We start from the raw sequence: 12592 nt of genomic DNA on the forward strand, positions 1-12592 counted from the left end.
GCTCGCGCCCGCTTCGGCGGCGGGCGCGGACGCCGGGGCCGGGGTGATCACGCCGCCGGCGAAGCCGCGTTCGAGACGTTCCAGGCGCTGAAGCGCGGCGGATTCGGTGTCGGAGACGGAGGGCAGCAACATGCGGGCGCAGACGACCTCGAGCAGCAACCGCGGCGCGGTGGCGCCCCGCATCTCGCCGAGACCCTCGTGCAGTAGTTCCGCGTAGCGAGTCAGGGTGGCTGGGCCGATGCGCTGCGCTTGATCGCGCATGCGGTCGAGCACGTCGCCCGGCCCGGAGACCAGGCCCCGGTCGGCCGCGTCGGGCACCGCGCGCAACAGGATCAGATCGCGGAAGCGCTCCAGCAGGTCGACGGCGAAACGGCGCGGGTCGTGACCGGCCTCCATGACGCTGTCCACGGTGCCGAACAGCGCCGCGCCGTCGTCGGCGGCCAGCGCCTCCACCGCATCGTCGATGAGCGCGACGTCGGTGACGCCGAGCAGCGCGACCGCGCGGTTGTAGGTGACACCCTCAGGGCCTGCGCCCGCGAGCAGCTGGTCGAGCACGCTGAGACTGTCGCGCGGGGAACCGCCGCCCGCGCGAATCACCAACGGGTACACCGCTTCCTCGACCGGAACGTTTTCCTGTTCGCAGATCTTGCCGAGCAGCCCGCGCATCGTCGCGGGCGGCAGCAGCCGGAACGGGTAGTGGTGGGTGCGCGAGCGGATGGTCGGCAGCACCTTGTCCGGCTCGGTGGTCGCGAAGATGAAGATCAGGTGGGCAGGCGGCTCCTCGACGATCTTGAGCAGCGCGTTGAAGCCCGCGGTGGTGACCATGTGCGCCTCGTCGACGATGAAGACGCGGTACCGGGATTCGGCGGGCGCGTAGAAGGCGCGGTCGCGCAGTTCGCGGGTGTCGTCGACGCCGCCGTGGCTCGCGGCGTCGAGTTCGATGACGTCCAGATTGCCCGGTCCGCCCGACCCGAGCGCGACGCAGGACGGACAGACGCCGCACGGCCGCGATGTCGGGCCCTGCACGCAGTTCAGCGAGCGCGCGAGGATGCGCGCCGACGAAGTCTTGCCGCAGCCCCGCGGACCGGAGAACAGATAGGCATGACTGATCCGTCCGGTGTCGAGCGCGATGCTCAGCGGGTCGGTGACGTGCTCCTGACCCACCACCTCAGCGAACGTTGCCGGTCGGTACTTCCGGTACAGAGCCACGGCCAGAGGTTACCGGCGACCACCGACAAAGCGGTCGGCGACCGGGGCTAACGCCGCTGGTCCGCCGCCCCGCTCACGAAGGACCGCGAAATTGACTTCCCATGTGATGTAGATCACATATTTCCGAGAGACTTCTTCGGCAGCTTGTTTCCTCTCGCAAACCGGCAACACACCGGCAATCGTGCATCAATCGGTTATCCAAAACCGGACGAACCAGCCCGTTCGCCGCCCCTGTCAGCGGAAATACCGACTCGCGCCCCGCTTAGCGCGCTTTTTATCGATGTAACGAACAAGTCAAGCCGGGTGACAGCTACCCCCGCCGCTGGCTACCGTGACTATTGGCAACTTCGGTAGCCAAACCTTCATCAGGTTGGTGACCCCGGCCGGTCCCTCATCCCGGCCGGGGCACAACCTGAAGATCTTTCGGCCCCGTGCGACATCGCCGAACTCCCCACCGCGTATATCGGAGGACCGTTCCACGTGCTGTCGTGTGACGACATCGCCGCCGCCTGGCTCTCCAATACCGACTTCGCGGGCGATCGAGCCGCCGTCGGACTGCTCAGCCGGGCCATCAGTCCCCAGGAATTCGCGCTCAAACGCGATTCGCTGCCGGTGGCCGCGGCCGCCGATCCCGCCACCGCCTCGGCCATTCTGGAGCTGCTCCAACGCGGCCAGGTGCCGACCATGGCCGCGATCCGCACCCTCACCGCGCAGAACGAGATGCGCCGCGAGGCCGAACGCATCGAACGACTCGGCCGCCGCGCCCAGCGCAGCATCGACGACTTCGGCCGACTGCTCGCCGGGCTCGCGCACGAGCACTGGATGACGCACGGTATCGGCCCCACCCGCCGCGACATCCTCACCTCCGAACCGGTGACGGCGCTGCTCGAGGAACGCATCGGCGTCATCGCGCCCAACGCTGTCAAACACCTGTGGCTGATCGAGCGCGCCCAACGCGCGGGCTGGATCGCGTCCAACGCGAATCCGCAGTCCCTCTGCGCGGCGAGGCGTTTCCACGCCGCCAAATACGGCAACCGGGTCTCGCTGCGGCCGGTCAACGCGATCGGGACGCTGGTCGCCGGACATCTCGCCGCGCACCTCGACGAACACGGCCGTCCACCGCGCTGGTCCAGTCTCGCGTACGACCTGCGCGACGACCGCGGACGTCGCGTCTTCCACGACACCGCCGACGCGCGGGCACAGCAGCTGTGGCTCACCACCGCCGAGTGGGTCGTCGTCGAGGACGACCTGCCGACCCCCGGCCGCCGCGGCCGGCGCGCCTTGACGCGCAAGAACCGCGGCTGAGCGATTTCCCGGCCACCGGCCTTCAGCCCTCGACACCCATGAGTTAACGGCGTTACCCTAACCGCGTTAACTCATGGAGGGGAGCCGCGATGCTGTATCGGATCGCACAAACGACCACGCGATACCCGCGCGTCATCCTGATCGCCGCGCTGGCCTTGGTTATCGGGTGCGGACTTTTCGGCGCCACTGCCGCCGCGCACCTGAAGTCCGGTGGATTCGTCGCGAGCAATGCGGAATCATCGCAGGTCAACCGGATCCTCTCGGAGAATTTCGGCGGCGCATCGCCCAACTTCGTCCTGCTTGTCAGCGCCGAGGACGGCGTCGACAGCCCCGCCGCCCGCGCCACCGGCCTCCGGCTCGTCGACGCACTGCGCGCCCGCCCCGACGTGACCGCCGTGCAGTCCTACTGGACGATCCCGCCGCCGTTCTCGACCGCATTGCGCAGCAACGACGGCGGGTCGAGCGCGCTGATCGCCGCCTTCCTCGAAGGCGACGAGACCGAGGTGCAGAGAATCGCGGGCGAACTCACCGAGCGGCTCACCGGCTCCACCGACGGCGTGACCGTGCGGCAGGGCGGCATCGCCGCGATCTATCACGACGTCAACGAGCAAACCACCCGCGACCTTGCCGTCGCCGAGGGCATCGCGGTGCCGCTGTCGATGATCGTGCTCATCCTGGTGTTCGGCAGCCTGGTCGCGGCGTCGCTGCCGCTGGCCGTCGGTCTCTTCGCGATCGCGGCGACCCTTGCCATCCTGCGGTTGTTCACCTTCGTCACCGACGTGTCCATCTACGCGCTGAACATGACGACCGCGCTCGGTCTGGCGTTGGCGATCGACTACAGCCTGTTCATCGTGAGCCGGTACCGGGAGGAACTGGGCAACGGCCTCGATCCGACGGCGGCCACCATCCGCGCTGTGCAGACCGCAGGGCGCACGGTGCTGTTCTCCGCGCTCACCGTCGCGCTCTCGCTGGCCGCGCTGAGCGTGTTCAACCTCTATTTCCTGCGGTCCTTCGCCTACGCGGGCGTCGCGGTGGTCGCGGCCGCCGCGGCGGCGGCGATCGTGATCCTGCCCGCCGCGCTGGTGCTGCTCGGATACCGCGTCAACGCGCTCGATCTGCGCGTCCCGCTGCGGCGGCTGTTCCGCCGCCCGCCCTCCGCGGGCCCGGTGCCGCCGGAGCAGTCCGGCTGGTACCGGCTGGTCACCGTGGTGATGCGGCACGCGGCGCCGATCGCCGTGGTGATCATCGCGCTGCTGCTCGTCCTAGGCGCGCCGTTCCTGTCGGTGAAGTTCGGTTACCCGGACGACCGGGTGCTGCCCACCTCCGCGACGAGCAGGCAGGTCGGCGACGAACTGCGCGCGCGCTTCCCGCAGGCCGATCCGGGCGCGAGCACGACGATCGTGCTGGACGGCTACACCGGCGACGCCGCGGGCGTCGGAGCCTACGCGGCGCGGCTTTCCCAGTTGCCGAACGTGCCTGCCGTGCTGTCCAGCGCGGGTACGTTCGTGAACGGCGCGCGGGTGGGGGTGGCGCCGCCCGGCATGGCCAACGACACCGGGACCTACCTCACCGTCGTCAGTCACGTCGACCCCTTCTCTCCCGAAGGCGAACGTCAGCTGCGCGCGATCGAGGAGGTGACCGCCCCGGCGCCCGCGCTGTATGGCGGCGCGGCCGCGGTCAACGCGGATTCGCTTGCGGCGCTGAACGATCGACTGCCGTTGGCGGCCACGTTGATCGTGCTGGCCACCTTGGTGGTGCTGTTCCTGTTCACGGGCAGCGTCGTGCTGCCGATCAAGGCGCTGGCGCTCAACACCCTCTCGCTCGCGGCCGCCTTCGGCGCGATGGTGTGGGTGTTCCAGGAGGGCCACCTGTCCAACCTGCTCGGTTTCACCGCCGTCGGTTACATGGTGCCGACCATGCCGATCCTGATGTTCTGCCTTGCCTTCGGCTTGTCCATGGACTACGAGGTGTTCCTGCTCTCGCGGATCCGCGAGGAGTGGCTGCGCACCCACGACAACACCCGCGCCGTCGCCATCGGCGTCGCCCGCACCGGCCGGATCTTCACCGCCGCCGCGGTGCTGATGGCTATCGTGTTGGGCGCGATGATCACCTCGAACGTTTCGTTCATGCAGCTGATGGGTCTCGGCCTGACCCTGACCGTGCTGGTCGACGCGACGATCATCCGCGCCCTGCTCGCGCCGGCGCTGATGCGCCTGCTCGGGACGGCCAACTGGTGGGCGCCGAAACCCCTTGCCCGGCTGCATGATCGGATCGGCCTGGCCGAGGACGTCGACCAGCGCGCCATCGCACCGGAACCGGAGCACGCGGGACGCACATGACCCTCCACCGTCGACCTCGATCACCGCGCGGCTCAGGCGCCCAACTGCGTACCGAGATACTCACCGCAACAGCGGAATTGCTCGCGCGCACCGGACGAGCCGACGCGGTGTCGATCCGTGAGGTGAGCAAGCTGGTCGGGGTGAGCGCACCGTCCATCTACCGGCACTTCGCCGACAAGGACGAGCTGATCGAGGCGGCCGTGGCCAAGGCGTTCGAGGATCTGGCCGAGGCCATGCGCGCGGCCACCGACCCCGCGGTGTCGCCGATGACCCGGCTGCGCGACCTGGGACTGGCCTACGTGCGCTTCGCGCTGGAGCACCCGGAGCAGTACCGGCTGGCGACGGGGCCGACCGAGAGCGGCGGCGCGGTGGACGAGGTGCTCACGAGCGGCGCGTTCCAGCACTTCGCGGCGACGGTGCGCGAATGCATGGCGGAGGGCTCGATCGCGCCGGGCGACCCGCTGCCGATCGTGCTCGACATGTGGGCCGTCGCGCACGGCATCGCCTCCCTGCTGATCGCCAAACCGCATCTGCCGTGGGGCGATCGCGAGGAAATGGCGAATCGGGTCATGTGCGCGGCCTGCCTCGGGCACACGGTGTTGAACATGGTCGGCGGCTCACCGAGCCCCGACGAGGTCGACGTCTGGCTGGACCAAAACCTCCCGCACCGTCGGAAGACATCGTGAGCGTTCGGTAACTTCTTCGCGACGCACGTCCGTGTAGAAGGAGTTACCCCCATGCCACCGACCATCGATCCCGCGGCCACCGCATGGCTGCTCGTCAGCACCGCACTGGTGCTGCTGATGACCCCCGGTCTGGCCATCTTCTACGGCGGCATGGTTCGTTCCACCGGCGTGCTCAACATGTTGATGATGAGCTTCATCGCCATCCCGCTCGTCACGGTGACCTGGCTGTTGTTCGGCTACAGCCTGGCCTTCGGGCCCGACGCGGGCGGCGGACTGATCGGCACGCTCGAGCACGTCGGCCTGGCGGGCATCGACCCGACAACGGTGCGCGGCACGGTGCCGGAACTGCTCTACGCCACCTTCCAGCTCACCTTCGCCATTCTGACCGCGGCGCTGGTCAGCGGCGCCATCGCCGACCGGGCCAAGTTCTCCGGCTGGATGGTCTTCGTGCCGCTGTGGACACTGGTCGTGTACGTGCCGATCGCGCACTGGGTGTGGGGACCGGACGGCTGGCTGGCCAAGTTCGGCGCGCTGGACTACGCGGGCGGCCTGGTGGTGGAGATCGCCTCCGGCTCGTCCGCGCTGGCGCTGGCGCTGGTGCTCGGCCCGCGCATCGGCTTCAAAGTGGACGCGATGCGACCGCACAATCTGCCGTTCGTGCTGCTCGGCGCGGGTCTGCTTTGGTTCGGCTGGTTCGGCTTCAACGCGGGCTCGGCGCTGAACGCCAATGGTGCGGCCGCGGCCGTGTTCCTGAACACCCTGGTCGCGGGCTGCCTCGGCATGCTCGGCTGGCTCGCGGTGGAGCGCGTGCGCGACGGGCACCCGACCACCTTCGGCGCCGCGTCCGGCGTCGTCGCCGGCCTGGTGGCGATCACTCCTTCGTGCGGTTACGTCGACACCATGGGCGCGGTCGTCGTCGGGCTCGCGGCGGGCACGGTGTGTTCCTTCGCGGTCGGCTGGAAGTTCAAGGCCAATTACGACGACTCCCTCGACGTGGTCGGCGTGCACTTCGTCGGCGGCGTGGTGGGCACGGTGCTGATCGGCTTGCTCGCCAGTCACGTGATGACCGGCGGCGTGACAGGTCTGCTGTACGGCGGCGGGCTCACCCAGCTCGGCAAGCAGCTGTTGGGCGCGGTGGTGGTCGCGGCATACGCCTTCGGCGTCTCGTTCGCCCTCGGCAAGGGCATCGACCGGGGCATCGGCTTCCGGATCAGCAAGGAGGACGAGACATCGGGCATCGACTTCGCGCTGCACGCGGAGACCGCGTACGCCGAAGGGGTGCACGGGCATTCGCCGCGCGGGCATTTCGGCATCGGCGGCGGGCACGCGCCGCACGATCGGGACGAGGACTGACCCTACCGGCTATCCGGCCCGGCGCAGTCGGGCCGGACCTCGTTGTAACAGCTCAGGACACCGCATCGGCCGAGGCGACCCAGGAATTGCACTTCTGGACCCGGTTGTTCCGATAGCCGTGCTCGTACCAGGCGCCGTAGTTCTGCTTCGACCCGTGGTCGCGGGAGTCACCGGGGTTGTCGCCGCGGGTGTAGTTGTCCCGGACCGTGTTCTCGCCCTGCGCCCCGGAGACCGAGCCGACATAGGCGGACGAGCCGATGAACATTCCGCCGAAGCACTGCGCGCCCAGCTCCATGCGGCGCGACAACTCGAGGCCGCGCGCGCTGCGCGGCCCCGCGTTGTACCGCTCTTCGTGCGTTCGCTTCGAGATACCGGTGATCGCCTGCACGTGGTGGCCGTACTCGTGCGCGAACACCGTCAGGTAGATGACCCAGTTGTCGCCGTACAAGTTGGTCTGGATCTTGTCGAGCGGCATATAGATGGTGTTGTTCATCGAGCAGTAGAACGCCGCGTAGTTGCCGCCCGAGCTGGTGCACGGCGAGATCGCGTCGACGCCGCGAGCGGGGACGCTGATGTTCGGCGGCGAGAACGGCAGATTCTCGTAATCGAGCAGCGCTTTCCACATCTGACCGAGGCAGGTGGAGGCCGACTGGAAGAAAGCCTGGGCCGCGGCCACATTCGGCGCCCAGCGCGAGAACGTGCACTGGATGTTGTTCAGTCCCGTCTCCGCGTGCGTGAACAGCGGATGATCGCCGAGCTTCGCGACCGGTTGCGGCCCCGCGGGTCTGGTCGGAGCGGCCGAGGTGGTGCGGACCGGACTGCTCGCCGCGGTGGTCGGACGGGCCGACGCCGTGGCCGACGTGGTCGTCGCCGCTGACGACGAAGGGATCGTCGGCGTATAGGTGTAGCTCGGTGTGTACGCGGTTGTCCTGCGGTTGTTCTCGTTTTCGCTGCTCGCCACCGCGACCGCCGCGGCGACCAGCGCGCCGACCATCAGGAAGATTCCCAGCACACCCAGCACCGCTCCCGCTCCGCCGCCGCGCCGAGGCGGCGGATAGGGACGCCCGTAACCCGGTGGGCCGTAAGGCGGAACGGCATAGCCCGGCGGCGGCCCGTAAGGAGCGGGCGCGTGCCCTGGGTACGGGTAGCCCGGGTGCGGATATCCGGGCGGTGGCGCGTAACCCGGCGGCGGGCCGTACGGTGGCGGATAGTGCGGCTGGTGTCCGTAACCGTAAGGCGGCGTCGTCATCTCAACTCACCCTGCCTGCCGGTGCGGTGAAGGTGTTGCACTGGTTCGTGCGGTTCTTGTCCACGCCCTCTTCGAACCAGTCGCCGCTGTTCTCCGATGACCCGTGATCGCGCGCGTCGGTCGGTCCGTCGCCTCGGCCGTGCGCGTCCCGCCGCGCCACGCCGATCTGCGCGGAGGAGAGCGAACCGCCGTCCTCGGACGAGCCGAGGTACATGCCGTTGAAGCACTGCGCCTGCAACTCGATTCGCCGAGAGAGCTCCAGTCCGCGCTGGCTGCGCGCGCCCGCGTCCACCCGCTCGCTGTTGGCCTTGCGCAGGATGCCGGACATGGCCTGCACGTGGTGGCCGTACTCGTGCGCGAAGACCGAGAGGTAGACCACCCAGTTGTCCTTGAACAGGTCGGTCTGCAACTGGCTGATCGGCATGTAGATGGTCTTGTTCGCCGGGCAGTAGAACGCGGCGAAGTTGGTGGTGGTGCCGGTGCACGGGGTCGAGATGCCCGCGGTGGAGGCGCTCACGTTCAACGCGGGCGGCGTGAACGGCAGATTCGCCTTCTGCAGCACCGGTTTCCACGCCGACTCCAGGCAGCCCGCCGCGGTCTCGAAGAACTTGCGCGCGGTCTCGACCTGCGTACTCCACGGGGTGTAATCGCAGTCGGCCGGGATCAGCGTCGCGTTCGGATCGGTGAGCAGCGGGTTGTTCCCCGTCTCCGCGGCGCCCTGTGAGCCGTCGGGGGTGTAGGTGAAACTCGGCGACGGCCCGGAGGCGCGGTCGTTGCGGTCGACGCGAATCGCGGTGCGCACCAACGCGCCCGCCACCAGGAACACCACGACGAGCAGCAGCGAGACGATCTTTCCTCCGCCGCTCTTGCGCGGCGGGTGCGGCGGACGTCCTGGCGGGCCGTAAGGCATCGGGGGCGGCATCGGCGGGCGGTACCCGGGCGGTTGACCGTAGCCGGGCGGGGCCGAATAACCGGGCGGCGGAGCATATCCCGGACGCTGCGCGTACCCCGGCGGCGGACCGTAGCCGGGCGGGGGCGGGTATCCGGGCGGGGGCCCGTAACCGGGACGCGGGCCGTAGCCAGGCGGCGGAACAGGGTGTCCACCAGGTGGAACCGGTCCATAACCGTACGGTGGTTGGGTCACTCCCCCGTACCCCCTCGCCTCTGGTGATCGTCGACAGCCGCTGACGAAGAATAGCAACCTGTCTAGAGTAGGCACTCATGCTGACATTTCGGGGGGCCGCCGCTGGCGCGCTGATTCTCGCCGCCGCGGGATTGGTGGCCACCGCGCCGGGTGCCCAGAGCGAACCGCCGCAAGAGGGCGTAACTATCGTCGCCGATCTGAAACTCAGCCGCGATGGCGTGCTCGAAGTCGACGAGACGGTGACCGTACCACCCGGCGGATCGTTCAAGATGTCACTGCCACTGCGCCTTCAGCTGCGCGACGACGTGCAACGGCGCTTCGAGGTCACCGATATCGACGCGCAGGGGGCGGGCACCGCGACGGTCGCCAACGATCAGTTCACCATCGACGCCAAACCCGGTGAGTCCAGCTACAAGTACTCGATCCACAACACCGTCAGCGAAGCGCCCGGCACCCAGGTATTCCACTGGCTCGGCGTGATGAACGCCGACATCGCCTCCATCAGCGCCTCGGTGATCAGCCCGAGCTATGAAATGGCCATCGTGGACTGCAAACTCGGTCCGCCCGGCAATACCAGGCCGTGCGCCGACGTCCGTATCGAATCCGACGGCGTGCTCTGGCTGGAGCAGACCGACCTGCACAAGGGCGACGCCATCGACCTGACTTTGCAGCTGCCGCCGGGCACCGTCCCCGCCAACGCCGATATCGACGACGAGAGCGCGCCGGGACCGTTCTCGGTGACCACTCCGGTGCTGGCCGCCTTCGGTGTGCTGCTGCTCGCGCTGGCGGGCTTGGCCGTGTTCGTGCTGCGCGCGCGTCGTGAGAATGCGGCGGCGGGAACCGGTTCCGACACCGTCGACCCGCTGCTGCGCGACGGCAACCAGGTGCAGTTCACCTCGCCGGAGGGCATTCTGCCCGGTGAGGCGGGTCTGCTGCTCGACGAGCACGCGGACGCCATCGATATCGCCGCCACCGTGGTCGATCTCGCGGTGCGCCGCTACATCTGGGTGACGCCGATAAGCGACAGCGACTGGCGCATCAACCGGGTGAACGCCGCCGACGACCAGCTGCGCGACTACGAGAAGGCGGTGTACACGGCGCTGCTGCCGGAGGGCGCCGACTCGATCACCGTCGCCGAATTGCGCGCACCGGGCCGGGTGCAGGCCGAGCCGATCCGCCGGGCGATGGTCGACGACGCGGTGCGGCGCGGCGCCTTCGCCGACCGGTCCAGCATCGGACTGCCGGTCTGGGTTGGCGGCGCGCTCATCGTCGCGGGCATCGCCGCCACCGTTGGTCTGGCCGTCACCGCGGGTTCCGCGCTCGTCGGCGTCGCGATCCTGCTCGCGGGCGTCGCGACCGTGCTGATGCCCAAGTATCTCCCGTCGCGCACCCAGGCGGGCCGCAAGCTGACCTCCCAGGTGCGCGCCTTGCAGCGCGGCCTCGATGCCACTCGGCGCGAACAGATTCCGCCGACCGATCAGGAGACGGTATTCTCCCGCGCGTTGCCGTTCACCGTCATCGGCGGCCGCGCCGACAACTGGATCCGCGCGTTCCGCGACCTGAATCCGGCCGCCGACGCCCAACCGGGCCTCTACTGGTTCGGCAGCTTCGAACGCGACCAGAACCTGCACCGCTTCGCCGCCCACTTCCCGTTCTTCATCACGGCGCTCGAGGGATTGTTCACCGGATCGTCGGCCCGCTGACCATATATATGCCGAAAGGCCGGGTTCTCCAGGAAAACCCGGCCTTTCGGCGTTTTCGGCTTCGGTGTCAGTCGGCGAACGCGGTGCGTCGCATGGCGGCGAGCGGATCAGCGTAGAGCGCGCTGAGCGAGGTCACCACGGCGGCGAATTCCTGGACCTTGCCGCCGAATCCGCTGATGCGAATGTCGGTGGGCGGGAGGGTGGAACTCTGCCGGAAGGCCTCGGCGACGTGGGCGATGCCCGGCCGGTAGCCGGTGAACGCCTGCCCGCCGAGGATGACGCGATCCGGGTTGAGCATGTCGCGCACCAGCGCGACAGTGCTGCCGAGCATGGCCGCCCGCTCCGCGAGCAGTTCGCGCGCCGGGGCCGAACCGGACGCGGCCGCCCGGTACAGATCCGCGATGGTGGAACCCGCGGTCCCGTTGTACGCCGGGATGATTCCGCGCCCGACCGCCCGCGCGTGCAGCGCCCGGTCACCCACGGTGACCTCCAAGCAACCCCGCCTGCCGCAGGTGCACTCGACGTCGGAGCCGGTGGGCAGATGCGCGATCGAACCGGGGCCGTTGCTCGGGGTGTGCACCCGGCCGTCGAGAGTGACTGCGATGCCAGCGGTTTCGCGAACATAGAAGTACAGGCTGCTGCCGCGCTGCTGTCCCTCGGGCGGTTCCGGGGTCGGCAGCAGCAGTTCGGAGCCTGCCATCGCCTCGACGTGCGGCGCCACCGAGACCGGCAGCTCGAGCACTTCGCCGAGCACGGCGCCGATCTGAGCGCCCTTCCATTCCAGTTTCGGGTGATCGACCACGCCGGTCAGCGGGTCGACGCGACCACCGATAGCGACGCCTGCCCACAGCGGTTTTCGCCGATGCCAGCGCTGGAGGAAGGCTTTCGCGCTGCGCGCCACCGTTGTGGTCGCGAATTCCTGGCCCGTCTGCGGGGTGGCGATCGCCAGCCCACCGAGAATCCGTCCGCGCAGGTCGGCGACCACGATCTTGGTCGCGGCGGCGCCGATATGAATGCCGAGGGTCAGGTAGGTGTCGTAGTCGACCTCGAAAGGCACCCGGGGGCGGCCCACCGCGCCCGACGTGGTCAGGTCCGGCCTCTCACGCAACAGACCGGCGTTGAGCAGGGAAGACACCTGACGGTTGACCGTCGCGATGCTCGAACCCGTTGCGCGCGCGGCGTTGTCACGGGAAATCGGTCCGCCGGTCGCGGCGCGTAGCACCGCGGCCGCGGGATTGTCGGAGATGCGGAGTTCCGGCGCCACGACGGGACGCTGGACGCGGACACGACCGGTAGCAACCCGCGAAGCGGGTCGTTCCAGGGTAGGGATCGACATATGAAGAGTCCTTGCTGAAGTCCCGTCGAACGGGACGTGCCTACACGAGCGGCGACTGAGCAGCGAGCGCCGAAAGGGTGGCTCAGCTGCAACGACGGGAGCGACACAGCTCCCGCGTCAGCGGCAGCCGCAGGCCGAGCGCGGCGGTCACGTAGGTGACCCGCAAGGCGGAGAGGCTGCTGGAGGACATGAAGAAAAAGGTAACACCGAATTCACCGGCGCACCAAGCTTCCGCGAATCCCGGTGCTCGAAGACACAGCGTTTCGCC

At 68.9% G+C, this 12592-nt stretch carries 9 protein-coding genes; 5 read left to right on the forward strand and 4 right to left on the reverse strand.

The features are described 5' to 3' along the window. The coding region (locus NX1_RS13360; protein WP_157119721.1) for a DNA polymerase III subunit gamma and tau at positions 1–1209 on the reverse strand (1209 nt) is incomplete at its 3' end. A gap of 480 nt (positions 1210–1689) precedes the next feature. Between NX1_RS13360 and NX1_RS13365 the strand changes: the two genes are divergently transcribed. The 4 genes from NX1_RS13365 to NX1_RS13380 all read left to right on the forward strand — a co-directional run bounded on the left by NX1_RS13365 (position 1690) and on the right by NX1_RS13380 (position 6892). Beyond that, entirely contained in the window at positions 1690–2514 is an 825-nt protein-coding gene (locus tag NX1_RS13365) for a hypothetical protein (protein ID WP_068058245.1), read from the forward strand. Between the two features lie 89 nt (positions 2515–2603). Beyond that, positions 2604–4853 carry an MMPL family transporter gene (locus tag NX1_RS13370; RefSeq protein WP_068058246.1) on the forward strand — a complete coding sequence of 750 codons (2250 nt, stop codon included), beginning with the start codon at positions 2604–2606 and terminating at the stop codon, positions 4851–4853. Continuing rightward, positions 4850–5539 carry a TetR/AcrR family transcriptional regulator gene (locus NX1_RS13375; protein WP_068058247.1) on the forward strand — a complete coding sequence of 230 codons (690 nt, stop codon included), beginning with the start codon at positions 4850–4852 and terminating at the stop codon, positions 5537–5539. Before NX1_RS13370 ends, NX1_RS13375 begins: the two co-directional genes overlap by 4 nt. A 51-nt stretch (positions 5540–5590) precedes the next feature. Next, complete coding sequence (locus tag NX1_RS13380; protein ID WP_068058249.1) at positions 5591–6892, forward strand: ammonium transporter; 1302 nt, start codon at positions 5591–5593, stop codon at positions 6890–6892. Between the two features lie 52 nt (positions 6893–6944). Here NX1_RS13380 and NX1_RS13385 read toward each other — a convergent pair whose 3' ends face one another. Then, positions 6945–8141 (reverse strand): neutral zinc metallopeptidase, encoded by a 1197-nt coding sequence (locus tag NX1_RS13385; RefSeq protein WP_068058251.1) that lies wholly within the window; start codon positions 8139–8141, stop codon positions 6945–6947. 1 nt (position 8142) lies between these two features. Next, the gene (locus tag NX1_RS13390) at positions 8143–9063 is read right to left on the reverse strand and encodes a neutral zinc metallopeptidase (RefSeq protein ID WP_068058253.1); all 921 of its coding nucleotides are present in this window, start codon (positions 9061–9063) and stop codon (positions 8143–8145) included. Positions 9064–9362: 299 nt separating this feature from the next. On the opposite strand from NX1_RS13390, the gene NX1_RS13395 reads away from it, so the two are divergent. Next, positions 9363–10988 (forward strand): DUF2207 family protein, encoded by a 1626-nt coding sequence (locus tag NX1_RS13395; RefSeq protein ID WP_068058255.1) that lies wholly within the window; start codon positions 9363–9365, stop codon positions 10986–10988. A 67-nt stretch (positions 10989–11055) separates the two neighbouring features. On the opposite strand, the gene NX1_RS13400 is transcribed toward NX1_RS13395, so the two are convergent. Continuing rightward, on the reverse strand, positions 11056–12324 hold the full coding sequence (locus tag NX1_RS13400; protein WP_068058257.1) for an ROK family transcriptional regulator: 1269 nt from the start codon (positions 12322–12324) through the stop codon (positions 11056–11058). Between the last annotated feature and the right edge of the window lie 268 nt (positions 12325–12592).

The organism is Nocardia xishanensis NBRC 101358 (genome assembly GCF_001613365.1).
Taxonomy (GTDB): Bacteria; Actinomycetota; Actinomycetes; order Mycobacteriales; family Mycobacteriaceae; genus Nocardia; species Nocardia xishanensis.

What these genes read in the sequence shown, in the direction of transcription:
- NX1_RS13370 (WP_068058246.1), top strand. Translation starts at nt 2,604, where the DNA reads ATGCTGTATCGGATCGCACAAACGACCACGCGATACCCGCGCGTCATC.
- NX1_RS13375 (WP_068058247.1), top strand. Translation starts at nt 4,850, where the DNA reads ATGACCCTCCACCGTCGACCTCGATCACCGCGCGGCTCAGGCGCCCAA.
- NX1_RS13380 (WP_068058249.1), top strand. Translation starts at nt 5,591, where the DNA reads ATGCCACCGACCATCGATCCCGCGGCCACCGCATGGCTGCTCGTCAGC.
- NX1_RS13400 (WP_068058257.1), bottom strand. Translation starts at nt 12,324, where the DNA reads ATGTCGATCCCTACCCTGGAACGACCCGCTTCGCGGGTTGCTACCGGT.
- NX1_RS13385 (WP_068058251.1), bottom strand. Translation starts at nt 8,141, where the DNA reads ATGACGACGCCGCCTTACGGTTACGGACACCAGCCGCACTATCCGCCA.
- NX1_RS13390 (WP_068058253.1), bottom strand. Translation starts at nt 9,063, where the DNA reads ATGCCGCCCCCGATGCCTTACGGCCCGCCAGGACGTCCGCCGCACCCG.
- NX1_RS13395 (WP_068058255.1), top strand. Translation starts at nt 9,363, where the DNA reads ATGCTGACATTTCGGGGGGCCGCCGCTGGCGCGCTGATTCTCGCCGCC.